Source organism: Caulobacter sp. CCH9-E1, assembly GCF_001556515.1.
Taxonomy (GTDB): domain Bacteria; phylum Pseudomonadota; class Alphaproteobacteria; order Caulobacterales; family Caulobacteraceae; genus Caulobacter.
Window position 1 is genome coordinate 1 of sequence record NZ_LSJA01000312.1, and the last position, 15,998, is coordinate 15,998.

Sequence of the window (15,998 nt, forward strand, 5' to 3'; positions counted from 1 at the left end):
TCGCAAGCCACCCCCGCCGCGCCTGTCCCAGCGCCGGCCACGCAACGCGCTCCACAGGACGCTCAGAAGCCGTTGACGCCCGACGACCTGGACACCGAGGTCGAGGCCATCACCATCACCGCCAGCGGCAAGCCGTTCGGGGCGGTGCTCGGCGATATCCCGCCGGAGGAGACCTTCACCGCCGCCGACGTCCGCGCGTTCGGCGTGTCGTCGATGGAAGACCTGCTGACCGAACTGACGCCGCAGACCACCAGCGGTCTTGGCGGCGCTCCCGTCCTGCTGCTGAACGGCCGGCGCATCTCTGGCCCCGGCGAAATGCGCGACATCCCCACCGAAGCCATCCAGCGCGTCGAGATCCTGCCCGAGGAGGTGGCGCTGAAGTACGGCTACACGGCCGACCAGAAGGTCGTGAACATCGTGCTGCGCCAGCGTTTCCGCGCCCAGACGGTCGAAGCCACGGTCGGCGGCTCGACCGAGGGCGGTCAGACGAGCGAGCAGCTGAACTGGAGCCAACTGCGGCTAAACCGCGACGGCCGCACCAACCTCGCCATCAAGATCCAGAACGCCGACCAGCTGCTGGAGAGCGACCGCGACCTGGTCAGCCGCGGCAACAGCGGGCTCTACGACTTCACCGGCAACCTCGCCTCGACCACGGGCGGGCCGCTGACGAGCCTGAGCGCCCTGGCCGGAACGCCGGTGACGGTCGTCGGCGTCCCCGCCTCCGCCGCCGGAGCGGCCCAGCCCCTGGCCGCCTTCCTGCCGGGCGCGAACAAGGCCAACGCCAGCGACATCACCGACGACCGCACCCTGCTGCCGCGCAGCCGGCAACTGTCGATCAACAGCGTCACCAACCGCACGATCCTCGACAACGTCTCGGCGACGCTGAACCTCGGCCTCACGGCGTCCCAGAGCGACTCCCTGCAAGGCCCGGCGCGCGCGCGTCTGGTGATCCCGGCCGCCGATCCGTTCTCGCCGTTCGGCCAGGACGTGGCGCTCTACCGCTATCTGGGCGAGCAGGACGCCCTGGGGCAGACGAACCGCAACCTGGCGGGTCACGCCGGCTTCACCCTGAATCGCGACACCGAAGACCTGCGGCTGTCGCTGACCGGCAATTACGACCACGCGATCAGCAAGACCGAGACCGATCGCAGCGTGGATGTGACCGGCGCGCAGTCGCGGCTGACCGCGCTGGACCCGACGTTCAATCCGTTCGCGCCGCTGACCGGCCTCCCCGTCAACGCCGATCGCGCCCGCTCGACCACCGACAGCGGCGATCTGCAGTTCGTCGCCAACGGCGCCCTGGCCAAGCTGCGCGCCGGCGACCTCTCGACCACCCTGAAGCTGGGCGTCTCCGGCTCGCGCCTGACGGCGACCTCGCGCCGCTCGGGCGTGGAGAGCGACAGCGAGCTGTCGCGCGGCGATGGCAACGCCCAGGTCAGCTTCGACCTGCCGCTGGCCAGCCGTCGCAAGGGCGTCCGCGCCGGGATCGGCGATCTTTCGACCAACCTGAACCTCGCCATCCGCTCGGTGTCGGACTTCGGCAGCCTGACGACGATCGGCGGCGGCGTGAACTGGTCGCCGATCAAGCCGGTCAGCGTCATCGTCTCGGCGACCCGCCAGGAGAACGCCCCCAGCATCAGCCAGCTGGGCAATCCGCTGATCACCACCCCCAACGCCCAGGTCTTCGACTATGTGCGCGGCCAGAGCGTCGAGGTCACCCGGATCACCGGCGGCAACGCCGACCTCCAGGCCGAGACCCGCAACGTCCTGCGCCTGGGCGCGACCTGGAAGCCCGAGCAGATCCAGGGCCTGTCCCTGACCGCCAACTACAGCCGCGTGCGGATCGACAACCCGGTCGCCAGCTTCCCGGCGGCCACGGCGGCGGTCGAGGCGGCCTTCCCCGACCGCTTCACGCGCGACGCCAACGGCGTGCTGACGCGCATCGACACCCGTCCCGTGAACTTCGCCAAGCGCGAGAGCGAGCAGTTCCGCTGGGGCTTCAACTTCTCGCGCCAGATCGGCAAGACGCCGCCGCCTCAGCCCGGCGATTTCCGTCCCCGCTTCGGCGGCGGCCAGGCCGCGCCTTCGGGCGGCGACACGCCGGATCGCCCGCAGACGCCGGCCAGCGATGCGCCGTCGGATACCAACGCCCAACAGCAGCAGGCCCAGGCGCCGGCGGTCGGCGACACCGTTCCGCGCACCGGCGTCGACGGCGGCGGACGGGGCGACGGCGCGCGCGGTCCGGGCGCGGGCTTTGGCGGCGGCGGCTTTGGCGGACGAGGCGGCGGCGGCAATCCGCGCGCCACCCGCCTGCAACTGGCGCTGTTCCATACGGTCCACCTCAAGGAGCGCGTGACGATCGCCGACGGGATTCCGGTCCTCGACCTCCTGAACGGCGACGTGATCGGCTCGGGCGGCGGTCAGGCCCGCAACGAGGTCGAGGCCCAGGCGGGGATCACCCGCTATGGCCTGGGCGCGCGGGTCACGGCCAACTGGAAGAGCGGCACGCACGTCGACAGCGGCGTCGGCGGCGCCACGACGGACCTGGACTTCTCCAGCCTGGCCACGGTCAACCTGCGCCTGTTCGCCAATCTCGGCGTCCGGCGGGACCTTGTTCAGAAATACCCGATCCTGCGCGGCACGCGGCTGACCTTGGCGGTCAATAACCTGTTCGACGAGAAGCAGACCGTCCGCGACGCCAACGGCGTCATCCCCGTCACCTACCAGCCGGACTATCTGGATCCACGCGGGCGGGTCGTGCAGTTCAGCGTGCGGAAGCTGCTGTTCTAACTCTTCCACCGACTTCCCCGGCGAATGCCGGGGCCCAGATCCAGCCTGAGCGCCTGGGGGATGAAGCGCCACCGCTCGGCGCCTTCAAGTCCAGCTGGGTGGGTTCGATCTGGGTCCCGGCATTCGCCGGGAAGATCGGGTGATTTGCCGCCGAGCCGGAAACGCCCCTCACATCCTCCGCACAAACCCGTGAGCGTCATCGCAAACGGGGGATCGAACCTCTCCGTTCGGCGTTCTTGGCGCATGTTGCTTACAGATGAGGGGGTTCTCGTCATGACCGCGGCTACGTCGGTCGTGCGGGCGGAGTCCGCGGATCTCTCGCCCCCGCCGCTCAATCTCGCCCGCCGTACGGCGCTGTTCCTGGATCTTGACGGCACCCTGGCGCCGATCATGCCGCGTCCCGACGACGTGGGCCCCGACGCGCGCCGCGCCCGGGTGATCGCGCGCCTGCGCGACCGCTTCGAGGACCGCGTCGCCGTGGTCAGCGGGCGCTCGCTGCCGGACCTCGACCACATCCTGGGCGGCGGCGTGCCGGCGATCGGCGCGATCCACGGCCTGGTGCGCCGCACCGCCGGCGGCGGCGTCGTCGAGCTGAAGCCGCACGCCGGCCTGGAAGACGCCCGCCGGATCCTTGGAGAGCTCGCCGACTGCGAGCGCGGCCTGCTGTTCGAGGACAAGACCCTCAGCGTCGCCCTGCACTATCGCAACACGCCGAGCTGCGCCGAGGCGGTGATCGAGGCGGCCGAACGCCTGTCGCAGGCCACGGGCCTCGTCCTGCAACTGGGCGACATGGTCGCGGAGCTGCGCACGCCGGGCGCCGACAAGGGCTCGGCGGTCGCCGCGTTCCTGAGCGAGGCGCCATTCGTCGGCGCGCCCCCGATCTTCGTCGGCGACGATCTCACCGACGAGGACGGCTTCGCCGCGGCGCGTCGCCTGGGCGGCTTCGGCGTGCTGGCCGGCCCGCCGCGCCCCACCGAGGCGCGCTATCGCCTGGACGGTCCGGGCGAAGTCCTGGACTGGCTCGAACGCCTTGCCGAAACGGCGGAGGTCCACGCATGAGCCGCCTGATCGTTGTCTCCAACCGCGTCAATCCGCCGAATCCCGCCGAGGGCGGCGAAGGCAGCGTCGGGGGCCTGGCCATGGCCCTGGCCGCCGCCCTTCGCGAGTATTCCGGCATCTGGTTCGGCTGGAGCGGCAAGACCATTCCCGAATTCACCGGTCAACTGAACATGCAGCGGATCGAGGGCGTCACGGTCGCCACCGTCGATCTCGAGGAAACCGACTACCAGGAGTACTACAACGGCTACGCCAACAAGACGCTCTGGCCGCTGTTCCACTATCGCGTGGACCTGACGGCCTATGACCGCTCGTTCGGCGAGGGCTATGACCGGGTCAACAAGCGCTTCGCCGAGACCCTGGCGCCGCTGATCGAGCCGGACGACATCGTCTGGGTGCACGATTACCACCTGATCCCGGTGGCGCGAGAGCTGCGGCGGATGGGGATCACCAACCGGATCGGCTTCTTCCTGCACATTCCCTGGCCGGCGCATCAGCTGGTCGTCACCCTGCCCCGTCACCGCCAGTTGGTGGAGGCGCTGTTCGACTATGACCTGATCGGCTTCCAGACCGAGGAGTCGCTGCAGGCCTTCGAAGGCTACGTGTTCTCGGAAGTGCAGGGCTCGAAGAACGCCCGGGGCGAGCTGGTCGCGTTCGGCCGACGCACCTGCGCGGCCGCCTTCCCGATCGGCGTCGACGCCCAGGACTTCGCCGAGATCGTCAAGAGCGAGAACGCCCAGAAGACCTACGATCGGATGATGGCCCACAGCGTCTTCCGCAAGATGATCGTGGGCGTCGACCGCCTGGACTATTCCAAGGGGCTGGAAGAGCGGCTGGTCGGCTACGAGCGGTTCTTGAACGACCATCCCGAGATGCGGCGCGAGGTCATGTTGCTGCAGATCGCTCCGATCTCGCGCGACGAGGTCGAGGCCTATCAGGACCTGCGCGGCCGGCTGGACGGGCTGATCGGCCGCATCAACGGCGCCTATGCCGAGATGGACTTCACGCCGATTCGCTATGTGAACCGCTCCTACCGACGCGACGAACTGGCTGGCGTCTATCGCGCGGCCAAGGCGGCCCTGGTCACGCCGCTGCGCGACGGCATGAACCTGGTGGCCAAGGAATATGTCGCGGCCCAGGATCCCGACGATCCTGGCGTGCTGATCCTGTCCCGCTTCGCGGGCGCGGCGCGGCAGATGAAGGACGCCCTGATCATCAATCCGAACAGCCCGGAAGAGATCTCGGACGCGCTCGAGCGCGCCCTGTCGATGAGCCTAGACGAGCGCAAGCGGCGCTGGACCGCCCTTTTCGAAAACGTGCGTCGCGAGGACGTCACCGCCTGGCGCGACAACTTCGTGGCCGCCCTGCGGGCGCGAGCGGGGCCAGACGATGAGGGCGACGAAGCTCTCGAGCCGCCGGTGCGCACGCTGGACGTGGCGGCCAAGGCGCTGAGAGCGCAGGGCCCCGAGGCGACGGCGATGCGCGCCTAGAGCATTTTCCGATAGGTGTGAAACGGTTATCGGATCGAAAAATGCTCTCCCCTTTTGAAAATAGAGCCCTTTTTATCCATCCTGATTGAGTCAGTCAGATCGGAAAGGACTCTAGGAGTCTCGCAGGTTGGCGCCGCGGAAAGCGCGCGGCGTCACGCCGACCCCCGCCTTGAAGGCCCGATTGAACGGTCCGATCGAGCCGAAGCCGCAGTCCAGGGCGATCAGCAGGATCGGTCGACTGCGCAGCGCCGGATCGGCCAGCATCTGCCGGGCGCGCGCGATCCGGTGGGTGTTGACCATCTGGTTGAAGTTCGCGAAGCCCAGCGACGCGGTGATGCAGCGCGTGACCTTGTACTCCGGCTCGCCCAGCCTGCGCGCCAGATCGGCGACCTTCAGATTGGGCGAGGCGTGAATCTGCTCCTCGCGGAGCAGCCAAGTGATGCGGCGGGCTAGGTCGGCGTCCTCGGCCGCTTGGCTCGTCCGCGACGCCCGTCGCCCGCCAGGTCCAGCCAGAGGGTGACGGGCGCGGAACCACACCGCCGCGCCGCAGAGCAGCAGCGCGAGCGACGCACAGGTCGTCTTGACCAGTTCCGCGAGCTCGCGATCGGCCGACCCCGCGCCGGGCTGATTGACGGCGAGAACCGAGCTGCCCATCAGCGCCCCGTAGAGAGCGACATAGGCGATGCGAAACCGCTTCTCGGTGCTCGACAGGTCGCGGCCATAGCCCGAGAAGGGTTCGACGAAGGTCAGCATCAGGACCGTCGAGCTCCCGAGGGCGTGCGTATTCTGGATCATCCGCAGGATCGGCGCCGCCAGACCATCGCCCAGCACCATCACGACGCCCGTCAGGAAGACGACCAGCACGACGATCCGCGACCAGCGGGCGTCACGTGGAGCCGGATCGAAAACCGCCCGCGTAAACAGCCAGGAGAACCCGCATCCGGCCACGCCGCCGATGGCCAGCGGCGTCGTCCAGACACCCGCGCGCGCGCCGAGCAGCTGACTCAGGATGAAGCAGGCGAGCGCCCCGGTGGTCAGCGCCCAGTGGGCGCGGATCCGTCCAGGGGGCTTTGGCGCGATGTCGGCGGCGGTGTCCGCGGTCAATGAGGTGAGCGTCAGGTCCATGCGCCATCTAGCCGGTTCGCTTCGCGTCATCGATGCAGTTCGCCCGATCGTTGTCCAGCGCATCGGCCTGGGAATCTTTGGCCGATTTCCAAATCGGCGAGACGGCTGACCGCCCGCCGTCTCATCGACCTCCAACGACCGGCGCGTCGCCGGCGTCGAAGGAGGTCACATGTCGAGCAACGAAGTGTCAGTGCGCGAGAACGGCGTGGACGCGGCGGGGGTCCTGGGTTGGGCGGCCCGGTTCTGGTTCGTCGTCGCGGCGGTGGGCCAAGGCGCGTTCATCTATTTCATCGTCGCGTTCTACGGGACCCGCGCGGCGTCCGGACACTTCGCCGCCTGGAACGACAAGCCGCTGATCACCGGCTACGTGAAGGGCGACTCCGCCGGCAACGCTATGTTCGCCGCCCACGTCCTGCTGGCCGCGATCGTGACGCTGGCGGGGCTGGCCCAGTTGGTCCCGGCGCTGCGGCGCGCGGCCCCCGCCCTGCACCGCTGGAGCGGCCGGGTTTTCCTGACGACCGCCTGCGTCACGGCCGTGAGCGGCTTGTGGATGACGCTGGCGCGCGGGTCCTATCTATCGCTCGTTTCCGCCGTCGCGATCGGGCTGGACGCCGTTCTCATCCTGGTTTTCGCCGGTCTGGCTTGGCGCGAGGCGCTGGTCCGGCGCTTCGAGCGGCATCGGCGCTGGGCCATGCGAACCTTCATGGCGGTCAGCGGCGTGTGGTTCCTGCGTGTCGGCTTGATGGGCTGGGTCGTGCTGAACGGCCGCCCCGTCGGCATGACCAGCAAGATGACCGGTCCCGCCGACATCGTCCTGGCCTTCGGCAGCTACCTGATCCCCCTGGCGATCCTGGAGCTCTATTTCGCAGCGGAACGCAGCGCCAAACCGGCGCCGAAGCTGGCCGCCGCAGGGGTGATCCTCGTCTCGACGGCCTATGTGGCGGCCGGCGTGTTCGGCGCGGTCGCGATGATGTGGGGGCCGTATCTATAGAGGCTTACGGCTTGGCCTCTTCCAAGCCGTCGATCAGCTTCTTCAGGCGCTCGACCTCTTCGGCCTTAAGGGGGCGATGCTGGGCGAAGTGGCTGATCAGCGGGGCCAGCTGGCCGTCGAACAGGCGGTCCAGCAGCCCCTGGCTCTCGGCCTGGACATAGGCGCTGCGGTCGACCAGCGGCCGATAGCCGTGGCGGCCCTCGGCGCGCTCGGACTTGATCGCCTTCTTCTTCAAAAGGCGGTTGATCAGCGTCTTGACGGTGGCCTCGCCCCAGTTCTGGGCGCCGCCGACCTCGGCGACCAGCTCGTCGGCCGACAGGGGCGCGCGGCGCCAGAGCGCTTCCATGACATGAGCTTCGGCGGCGGTGATGTGCATGGCGCTTACGTCCGTAATTCTCGGCGACGCTATACGCGCTGTCGCTGGTGTCAAGCGGCGGGAACCCCTTACAATCGCGCCGCGACAGGCTTACCCCCTCATTGTCAATGACACCGGTTTCCATTAGAGACTCGGGCAAACCCGCCAAGCCGGGCTTGAGCCGAATTCTAGGGAGGATCCGCGGCGTGACCGTTTCTGAGGCCCAAAGCGAGGCGTTCGCCCCCGCGGCTATCGCTCCCCAGTTCGTCAGGGCCCGCCAGAACGGCGTTTGCGTCCCCGGCTATCCGGGCGGCGTGATTCCCCCGACCATGGCCGACGGCTACGCGGTGCAGGACCTCGCCATCGATCTCTGGCCGGATGAGCTGGTTGGTTGGAAGGTGGGCCTCGTCCCGCCGCAGCACCGCGAACGCCTGGGCGCCGAGCGCCTGGCCGGCTGCATCTTCAAGTCCAAGGTCCAGCAGGCCAACACCGACGGCCAGCCGAACAAATTCCGCGCCATCGAGGGCGGTTTCTGCGCCGTCGAGGCCGAATTCATCATCCGCCTGGGCAAGGACGCCCCGGCCGACAAGACCCAGTGGACCGCCGAGGAGGCCGCCGACTATGTGGGCGAGCTGCTGGTCGGCGTCGAGATCGCCGGCAGCCCGCTGAAGACCATCAACGCTCTGGGCCCCACCGTCGTGGCGTCTGACTTCGGCAATAATGATGGTCAGATCATTGGTCAGGCCATTTCCAACTGGCGCGACATCGCCTGGGAGGATATGCCGGTCGAGACCCTCATCAACGGCAAGTCGGTGGGCAAGGCCACCGCGGCGACCATTCCAGGCTCGCCGCTGGCGGCCCTGGCCTTCCTGCTTGGCGCGGTCGCCGCGCGCGGCAAGCCGTTGAAGAAGGACATGATCGTCACGACCGGCGCGACCACGGGCATTCACGACGTGGTGGCGGGCGATGTGGCCCACGTCAGTTTCGGCCCGTTCGGAACCGTGGACTGCGTCGCCGTCCCGGCGAAATAAGAAAACTCTAGGGAAGGAAGGCCAAGGTCCATGGACGTTTCGAAGGCGCCCGAGCCATCCGAGAAGATCGGGCGGTACCGCTGGATCGTCGTCAGCCTGCTGTTCGCGGCGATGGTCATCAACTACGTCGACCGCCAGACGATCGGCCTCTTGAAGGCGGATCTGTCCAAGGAATTCGGCTGGGACGAGACCCACTACGCCGACCTCGTCTTCTATTTCCAGCTGGCCTACGCCGTCGCCTATCTGGCGTGGGGCAAGATCATGGACAAGATCGGGGCCCGCTGGGGCTTCGGCATCGCCTTCCTGATCTGGCAGATCGCCCACATCGCCCACGCCGGCGCCAGCCACATCAGCGGCTTCATCGCCGCGCGCATGGGCCTGGGCATTGGCGAGGCCGGCGGCTTCCCAGGCGGCATCAAGGCCGTGGCCGAGTGGTTCCCCAAGAAGGAGCGCGCCTTCGCGACCGGCCTGTTCAACGCTGGCACCAACATCGGCGCCATCGTCACGCCTCTGGTCGTGCCGGGCATCGTCCTGGCGTTCGGCTGGCAGATGGCCTTCATCGTCACCGGCGTGGCGGGCCTGGTCTGGCTGCCGATCTGGCTGATCGTCTACCGCCGCCCGCGCGAGGCCAAGGGCCTGTCGGCGACCGAACTGGCCCACATCGAGCAGGATCCGGCCGACCCGGTCGAAAAGATCGGCTGGACCAAGCTGCTGACCAAGCGCGAGACCTGGGCCTACGCCCTGGGCAAGTTCCTGATCGACCCGATCTGGTGGATGTTCCTGTTCTGGCTGCCGGACTTCCTGGGCAAGCGCTATGGCCTGGATCTCAAGACCTTTGGGCCGCCGCTGATCGCCATCTACCTGCTGTCGGACGTCGGCAGCGTGGCCGGCGGCTGGATGTCGTCGACCCTGATGAAGAACGGCGCCAGCATCAACAAGGCCCGCAAGCTGACCATGCTGGTCTGCGCCCTGCTGGCCGTGCCGGTCATCTTCGCCTCCTACGCCAGCTCGGTCTGGCTGGCCGTGCTGATCATCGGCGTCGCCACCGCGGCCCACCAGGGCTTCTCGGCCAACCTCTACACCCTGCCCTCGGACGTCTTCCCGCGCGGCGCGGTGGGTTCGGTCGTCGGCATCGGCGGCATGCTGGGCGCGTTCGGCGGCATGGTGTTCTCCAAGTACATCGGCAACGTGCTGGAGAGCATCGGCACCTACGCCCCGATCTTCCTGGTGGCGGGCAGCGCCTATCTGATCGCCCTCCTGGTGGTTCACCTGCTGACGCCGAAGATGGAGCCGGTGAAGATCTAATCTTCGAGGTTCACGCGATCGCGATCCGGGCCGGGGAGCAATCCCCGGCCCTTTTCGTTTACAGCTGCGCCATGCCCCACTCGCGCATCCTGAACGTCGCCCTGGTCGGATACGGCTATGTCGGCAAGACCTTCCACGCCCCGCTGATCGCCGCCACGCCGGGGCTGAAGCTGGCGACCGTGGTCTCCAGCGACCCGGCCAAGGTCGCCGCCGACCACCCGGACGTCCGCGTCGTCGCCGATCTCGAGGCCTTCCTCGCCGATCCGGCGATCGAGCTGGTGGTCATCGCCACGCCCAATGACCTGCACGCGCCGCAAGCAATCCTCGCGCTGGAGGCCCGCAAGCATGTGGTGGTCGACAAGCCCTTCGCCCTCACCGTCGCCGAAGCCCGGACCATGGCCGAGGCCGCCTCGCGGGCCGGCCGGCTGCTGACCGTCTTCCACAACCGCCGCTGGGACAGCGATTTCCTGACCCTCAGGCGCCTGATCGCCGAGGGCGCGCTGGGCCAGATCGTCCAGTACGAGAGCCACTTCGACCGCTTCCGCCCCGTGGTCCGCGACCGCTGGCGCGAGCGGGCCGGTCCTGGGTCGGGCGCCTGGATGGACCTGGGGCCGCACCTGCTGGACCAGGCGCTCCTGCTGTTCGGCGAGCCTCTGGCGATCTCCGCCGACATCGGGATCCAGCGCCTGGGCGCGGAGGCCGACGACTATTTCCATGTGGCGCTGCGCTATCCGACCTTGCGCGTCATCCTGCACGGCAGCCTGCTGACCGCCGCCAGCGACCTGCGCCTCGCCGTCCACGGAACCGGCGGCAGCTTCGTCAAGCACGGTCTCGATCCGCAGGAGGCGCAACTGAAGGCCGGCATGATCCCCGGCGCGCCCGGCTATGGCCGCGACACTCGTCACGGCGTGCTGACCACGGTCGAGGACGATGTCCCGGTCCACGCCGACGTCAGCCCCGAACCCGCCGACTACCGCGCCTTCTACGCCGGCGTCCGGGAGACGATCGTTACGGGCGCGCCCTCGCCGGTTCCGGTGGAGCAGGCCTTGCGGGTGATGGAGCTGCTGGAGCTGGCGCGGGAGGCCAGCGACGCGCGGCGGGAACTGGAGGTCCCCTCTAAGACTTCAACGCGCTAGCCCCCGCCCCGGAAACCGTCCTAAGCTCGCCTCATGCGCTCATCCCTGCTCACCGCCTCCGCCGCCCTCGCCGCCGCGCTCGTCGCCTGCGGCCCCGCGCCCGCTCAACCGCCCGCGCCCGGCCAGGCCGGCGCTCCGGTCGAGACCCGCCCGCCGAACGCGCCCGAGCAGAAGCCGGCCTTTCCGAACCAGACCCGCGCCCCCGGCCTGAGCTCCAACACCGTCGGCCAGTACCAGACGCTGGCCAGCGGCCTGGATCACCCGTGGGGCCTGGCCTTCCTGCCTACGGGCGAGATCCTGGTCACCGAGCGCGCCGGACGCCTGCGGGTGCTGTCCAAGGACGGCAAGCTCTCGCCCGCCGTCGCCGGACTGCCGGCGGTGTTCGCGTCCGGTCAGGGCGGTCTGCTGGACGTGACGCTGGACCCGGCCTACGCGGCCAACGGCCTGATCTACTGGAGCTACGCCGAGGCCGAGGGCGGCGTGAACGGCACGGCCGTGGCGCGTGGCAAGCTCTCGCTGGGCGCCGCGCCCAAGCTGGAAAACGTCCAGGTCATCTGGCGCCAGGCGCCCAAGATGGACAGCGCCCTGCATTTCGGCGGCCGGCTGGTCTTCGCCCCCGACGGCAAGCTGTTCATCACCACCGGCGAGCGATCGATCCTGGCGGGCCGCGTCCAGTCCCAGCACCTGGACGCCACCCTGGGCAAGGTCATCCGCGTCAACGCCGATGGCTCGATCCCGGCCGACAATCCGTTCGTGAAGACGCCCGGCGCCAAGCCCGACATCTGGTCGCTGGGCCACCGCAACATCCAGGCCGCCGCCCTCGATCCCGCGGGCGTTCTCTGGACCGTCGAGCACGGCGCGCGCGGCGGCGACGAGCTGAACCGCCCCGAGCCTGGCAAGAACTACGGCTGGCCTGTCGTGACCTATGGCGAGGAGTATTCCGGCAAGCCGATCCCCGACAGCGTCACCCAGAAGGCCGGCTTCGAACAGCCGGTCTATTACTGGGATCCGGTGATCGCCCCCTCGGGCATGGCCTTCTATGAGGCCAGCCTGTTCCCGGCCCTCAAGGGCAGTCTGCTGATCGGCTCGCTGCGCGACCAGCATGTCGACCGCCTGGTGCTGAAGGACGGCAAGGTCGTCGGCGAGGAACGCCTGTTCACCGACATCGGCGGCCGCGTCCGCGACGTTCGGGTCGGTCCCGACGGCGCGATCTACGTCCTGACCGACGAGGACAACGGCAAGGTGATCCGGATCACGCCGAAGGGCTGAGGCGAGCGCGTCTCGCCCGCCCGGCTCACCCCATCGGCTTGTCCAGCGACGGCGGCGGCTGGCTGAACCAGCGCGGCCCCTGCGCCGTCAGATAGATGCAATCCTCGAGGCGGACGCCGAACTCCCCAGGGATGTAGATGCCCGGCTCGTCCGAGAAGCACATGCCCGGCGCCAGCTTGGTGGTCTCGGACATGACGAAGTTCACCGGCTCGTGGCCGTCCATGCCGATGCCGTGGCCCGTGCGATGCGACAGGCCCGGCAGCTTGTAGCGCGGGCCCCAGCCCAGGCTCTCGTAATAGGCTCGCACCGCGCGATCGACCGACCCGGCCTCGACGCCGATCTGGGCCGCCTCGAAGGCCACCTGCTGGCCGCGCTGAACGTCGGCCCAGACCTTCCGCTGACGGGCGGTGGGCTCGCCGAACACGAAGGTGCGCGAGATGTCCGACTCGTAGCCGCCGACATTGCAGCCGCAGTCCATCAGCACGACCTGCCCCTCGCTCAGCACCTGGGGCTGGCGCGAGCCGTGCGGATAGGCGCTGGCCTCGCCGATCAGGATCAGGTTGAAGCTGACCCGCCCGCCCAGCGCCGCGGTCCGCTCGCTCATCAGCGCGGCGATGTCGCGCGGAACCATGCCGGCCCGAACATTGGCGTGGGTATGGCGCAGCGCCGCGACGGTGATGTCGGACGCGGCCTGCATCAGGGCGATCTCGGCCGGCGTCTTGATCATCCGGCAGCCGCGGAACACCGCCGCGCCGGGCACGACCTTGGCGTTTGGCAGGGCGCCGGCCAGGCCTTGGACGATGAAGTCCCGGATCGTCTCCTCGACGCCGATCTTGCCAGAGGCCAGCTTGCGGTCGGCCAGCAGGCCGGCGGCGATGGCGTAAGGGCTCTCGTCCTCCTCCCAGGTGCGGACCTCGGCCGGGACCGAAAGGCTCTGGCGGATCGAGCCTTCCTCGAACTTCGGCATCACCATGCCGACCTGTCCCTCGCGCGGGAGGATCGCCAGGGTCGGCCGTTCGCTGCGGCTCCATTGGGCGCCGGTGAAATAGTCCATCGACGAACCGGCTTCGGTGATCACCGCCGAGAAACCCAGCTGCGCCATCAGCGCCTGGGCGCGCACGAGCCGGGCCTGCCGCTCGGCCGGTCCGATCATGGCCAGGCCGTCCGTCAGCTTCTTCACGCCCGCGTCCCGAGCCCAAGCGGGGCCGCCGACGGCGACCGCGCTCGCGGCCGCGCCGGCCAGAAAGCCGCGCCGACCCAGTTTGTCCAGAACGCCCATAACGCTTCCCCCGAAACTCACGAGCCGGCGACGCCGCAGACTCAAGCCCCGAACTTGTCGGCCATCGGCGCGGACACTGACAAGCCTGGCCGCATATCCAACCGCCCGATGGGCGCGACTGCTCGCTCGACGCGCGTCGAAAGCCCCTCCCCCGTTCGCGAACTCTGGTATCTATCCCGCATGAAGCGCGGACGGAGCATCCTGATCGTGGGCGGCGGGACGGCCGGGTGGCTGACGGCCGCCTATCTGGCCAAGGCCCTGCGGATCGGCGAACTGACGCATCTGTCGATCACCGTGCTGGAGTCGCCCGAGATCGGGGCCATCGGCGTCGGCGAAGCCACCTTCCCCACGATCCGCAGCACCCTGCGGTTCCTGGGCATCGACGAGGCGCGGTTCATTCGCGAGACCTCGGCCACCTTCAAGCAGGGCATCCGCTTCGTCGACTGGGGCGACGCGCCCAGCGAAGGCCGCCGCCACAGCTTCTTCCACCCGTTCGAGGCCCCGTTCTCGACCGACGGCCTCAGCCTCGCCCCTTACTGGCTGCTGCAGGACGAGGCCTCGCGCGCGCCGTTCGCCGAGGCCGTGACGATCCAGGCTCGCGTCGCCGACGCGGCCCGCGCGCCCAAGCGCCCGCACGAGAGCGACTTCGCCGGCCCGCTGAACTACGCCTACCACTTCGACGCCGCCAAGCTGGCCGAGGTGCTGGCCGAGCGGGCGCGGGAGCTGGGCGTGCGCCACCTGCAGGGCCATGTCGGCGAGGCCGTCCTGGACGAGACCGGCGCCATCGCCCGGATCACCTCGCCCGAGCACGGCGCGCTGACCGCCGACCTCTATATCGACTGCAGCGGCTTCCGGGCCGAGCTGATCGGCAAGGCGCTGAACGCGCCGTTCAAGTCCGCGCGCCCGGTGCTGTTCGCCGACCGCGCCGTGGCCTGTCGCGCGCCCTACGACCGTCCCGACGCACCGATCCAGAGCTACACCGTCGCCACCGCCCACGAGGCCGGCTGGCTCTGGGACATCGGCCTGTCCGGCGCGCGCGGCGTCGGCTGCGTCTATTCCAGCGACCACATCGACGACGACCGGGCCGAGGCGATCCTGCGCGCCTATGTCGGCGGGGGCGAGGTCGAGACCCGCCGCCTGACCTTCGAGGCCGGCTATCGCCAGAAGCAGTGGATCGGCAACTGCGTGGCCGTGGGCCTGTCGGCCGGCTTCCTGGAGCCTCTGGAGTCGACCGGCGTGGTGCTGATCGAGGCGGCGGTGGCGATGATCGCCGAGCTCTTCCCGCACACCGGTCCGGTCAGCGCCCCGGCCCGCCGCTTCAACGAGCTGATGGCCGCGCGCTACGAGAACATCATCGTGTTCCTGAAGCTGCATTACGCGCTCAGCCGTCGGCCCGAGCGCTTCTGGCGCGAGAACACCGACCCGGCCACGATCCCCGAGCGGCTCCAGGAACTGCTGGAGCAGTGGCGTCACCGCCCGCCGGCGCGGTTCGACTTCATCCTGGATCTCGAGACCTTCGCGTTCTTCAACTATCAGTACATTCTGTACGGCATGGGCTTTGACACCGATCTGGCGGACGGCGCGGACGAGTTTCCGGACACCGCAGGCGCGGCCAAGCTGTTCGCCAAGATCCGCGGCTTCGCCGATCGCGCCACCCTGGACCTACCCAGCCACCGCGACCTGATCGCCCAGATCAACCGCTTCGGCTTCGAAGAGCGCGCGCTGGCCTGAGCGTTCGCCGGGATCGCTACGGCTCCGTTCGCGTTCTACAGCGCGACACACCCAAGCTTCGGAGCCTTTTCCATGACCAATCGCCTCCTCCTTCCCCTGACGATCGCCTTCGCCGTGGCGGGCCTGGCCGCCTGCGACAAGGACGCCGGCCGCAAGCAGGAGACCGTGGGCAAGATCGAGTCCGGCGCGGGCGAGATCGTCGGCGACAAGGACCTCAAGGCCGAGGGCAAGAAGGACCAGGTCGCCGGCAACGTGAAGCAGGGCGAACTGAAGGACGCCGTGAAGGAAGCGAAGAAGTAGTTCGGACCATCAGGAGCATCCGCCCCTCAAAAAAACGCGTGTCATCCCGGCCAAAGCGTAGCGAAGAGCCGGCGACTGTGTTGGATCAATCGGGCTTTTGCCAGGGCTGGTTTGATTTGAGCATGGCGTTGGCGGCGACG

General features: G+C 68.9%; 13 protein-coding genes. 10 read left to right on the top strand and 3 right to left on the bottom strand.

The genetic code is table 11. From position 1 onward, the window contains the following. The 3 genes from AX690_RS17490 to otsA form a co-directional block, all read left to right on the top strand. Positions 1 to 2,790: TonB-dependent receptor (locus tag AX690_RS17490; protein WP_066730504.1), on the top strand; the 2,790-nt coding region annotated here is incomplete at its 5' end. A gap of 273 nt (positions 2,791 to 3,063) precedes the next feature. Further along, entirely contained in the window at positions 3,064 to 3,849 is a 786-nt protein-coding gene (otsB, locus tag AX690_RS17495; RefSeq protein WP_066680593.1) for a trehalose-phosphatase, read from the top strand. Further along, positions 3,846 to 5,336, top strand: a complete 1,491-nt coding sequence (otsA, locus tag AX690_RS17500; RefSeq protein WP_066680597.1) for an alpha,alpha-trehalose-phosphate synthase (UDP-forming) — start codon at positions 3,846 to 3,848, stop codon at positions 5,334 to 5,336. Before otsB ends, otsA begins: the two co-directional genes overlap by 4 nt. Before the next feature lie 111 nt (positions 5,337 to 5,447). On the opposite strand, the gene AX690_RS17505 is transcribed toward otsA, so the two are convergent. Further along, on the bottom strand, positions 5,448 to 6,461 hold the full coding sequence (locus AX690_RS17505; protein ID WP_066680599.1) for an AraC family transcriptional regulator: 1,014 nt from the start codon (positions 6,459 to 6,461) through the stop codon (positions 5,448 to 5,450). 169 nt (positions 6,462 to 6,630) lie between these two features. Here AX690_RS17505 and AX690_RS17510 point away from each other — a divergent pair, with 169 nt between their 5' ends. Continuing rightward, positions 6,631 to 7,452 (top strand): DUF2306 domain-containing protein, encoded by an 822-nt coding sequence (locus AX690_RS17510; protein ID WP_066680600.1) that lies wholly within the window; start codon positions 6,631 to 6,633, stop codon positions 7,450 to 7,452. A 4-nt stretch (positions 7,453 to 7,456) separates the two neighbouring features. Here AX690_RS17510 and AX690_RS17515 read toward each other — a convergent pair whose 3' ends face one another. After that, positions 7,457 to 7,828: a BlaI/MecI/CopY family transcriptional regulator gene (locus AX690_RS17515; RefSeq protein ID WP_066680601.1), complete on the bottom strand. Its 372-nt coding sequence runs from the start codon at positions 7,826 to 7,828 to the stop codon at positions 7,457 to 7,459. Between the two features lie 185 nt (positions 7,829 to 8,013). Here AX690_RS17515 and AX690_RS17520 point away from each other — a divergent pair, with 185 nt between their 5' ends. From AX690_RS17520 to AX690_RS17535, 4 genes are all read left to right on the top strand, one after another. Further along, positions 8,014 to 8,838, top strand: coding sequence for a 2-keto-4-pentenoate hydratase (locus AX690_RS17520; protein WP_066680604.1), 825 nt, complete (start codon positions 8,014 to 8,016; stop codon positions 8,836 to 8,838). Between the two features lie 30 nt (positions 8,839 to 8,868). Then, complete coding sequence (locus AX690_RS17525; RefSeq protein WP_066680606.1) at positions 8,869 to 10,143, top strand: MFS transporter; 1,275 nt, start codon at positions 8,869 to 8,871, stop codon at positions 10,141 to 10,143. A gap of 71 nt (positions 10,144 to 10,214) precedes the next feature. Next, the gene (locus tag AX690_RS17530; protein WP_066680609.1) at positions 10,215 to 11,279 is read left to right on the top strand and encodes an oxidoreductase; all 1,065 of its coding nucleotides are present in this window, start codon (positions 10,215 to 10,217) and stop codon (positions 11,277 to 11,279) included. A 33-nt stretch (positions 11,280 to 11,312) separates the two neighbouring features. Beyond that, on the top strand, positions 11,313 to 12,548 hold the full coding sequence (locus AX690_RS17535; protein ID WP_066680610.1) for a PQQ-dependent sugar dehydrogenase: 1,236 nt from the start codon (positions 11,313 to 11,315) through the stop codon (positions 12,546 to 12,548). 25 nt (positions 12,549 to 12,573) lie between these two features. Here the strand turns inward: AX690_RS17535 and AX690_RS17540 are convergent, their stop codons facing one another. Then, the gene (locus AX690_RS17540; RefSeq protein WP_066680612.1) at positions 12,574 to 13,827 is read right to left on the bottom strand and encodes a Xaa-Pro peptidase family protein; all 1,254 of its coding nucleotides are present in this window, start codon (positions 13,825 to 13,827) and stop codon (positions 12,574 to 12,576) included. Between the two features lie 180 nt (positions 13,828 to 14,007). On the opposite strand from AX690_RS17540, the gene AX690_RS17545 reads away from it, so the two are divergent. Both AX690_RS17545 and AX690_RS17550 read left to right on the top strand, forming a co-directional pair. Continuing rightward, complete coding sequence (locus AX690_RS17545) at positions 14,008 to 15,558, top strand: tryptophan halogenase family protein (protein WP_066680615.1); 1,551 nt, start codon at positions 14,008 to 14,010, stop codon at positions 15,556 to 15,558. 72 nt (positions 15,559 to 15,630) lie between these two features. After that, a complete protein-coding gene (locus tag AX690_RS17550; RefSeq protein WP_013078711.1) occupies positions 15,631 to 15,858 on the top strand; it encodes a CsbD family protein in 228 nt (75 codons plus the stop codon). Positions 15,859 to 15,998: the final 140 nt, after the last annotated feature.

Bases quoted from the DNA above. Each gene is read 5' to 3' on its own strand.
- otsB (WP_066680593.1), top strand. From the start codon at position 3,064: ATGACCGCGGCTACGTCGGTCGTGCGGGCGGAGTCCGCGGATCTCTCG.
- otsA (WP_066680597.1), top strand. From the start codon at position 3,846: ATGAGCCGCCTGATCGTTGTCTCCAACCGCGTCAATCCGCCGAATCCC.
- AX690_RS17505 (WP_066680599.1), bottom strand. From the start codon at position 6,461: ATGGACCTGACGCTCACCTCATTGACCGCGGACACCGCCGCCGACATC.
- AX690_RS17510 (WP_066680600.1), top strand. From the start codon at position 6,631: ATGTCGAGCAACGAAGTGTCAGTGCGCGAGAACGGCGTGGACGCGGCG.
- AX690_RS17515 (WP_066680601.1), bottom strand. From the start codon at position 7,828: ATGCACATCACCGCCGCCGAAGCTCATGTCATGGAAGCGCTCTGGCGC.
- AX690_RS17525 (WP_066680606.1), top strand. From the start codon at position 8,869: ATGGACGTTTCGAAGGCGCCCGAGCCATCCGAGAAGATCGGGCGGTAC.
- AX690_RS17530 (WP_066680609.1), top strand. From the start codon at position 10,215: ATGCCCCACTCGCGCATCCTGAACGTCGCCCTGGTCGGATACGGCTAT.
- AX690_RS17535 (WP_066680610.1), top strand. From the start codon at position 11,313: ATGCGCTCATCCCTGCTCACCGCCTCCGCCGCCCTCGCCGCCGCGCTC.
- AX690_RS17540 (WP_066680612.1), bottom strand. From the start codon at position 13,827: ATGGGCGTTCTGGACAAACTGGGTCGGCGCGGCTTTCTGGCCGGCGCG.
- AX690_RS17545 (WP_066680615.1), top strand. From the start codon at position 14,008: ATGAAGCGCGGACGGAGCATCCTGATCGTGGGCGGCGGGACGGCCGGG.
- AX690_RS17550 (WP_013078711.1), top strand. From the start codon at position 15,631: ATGACCAATCGCCTCCTCCTTCCCCTGACGATCGCCTTCGCCGTGGCG.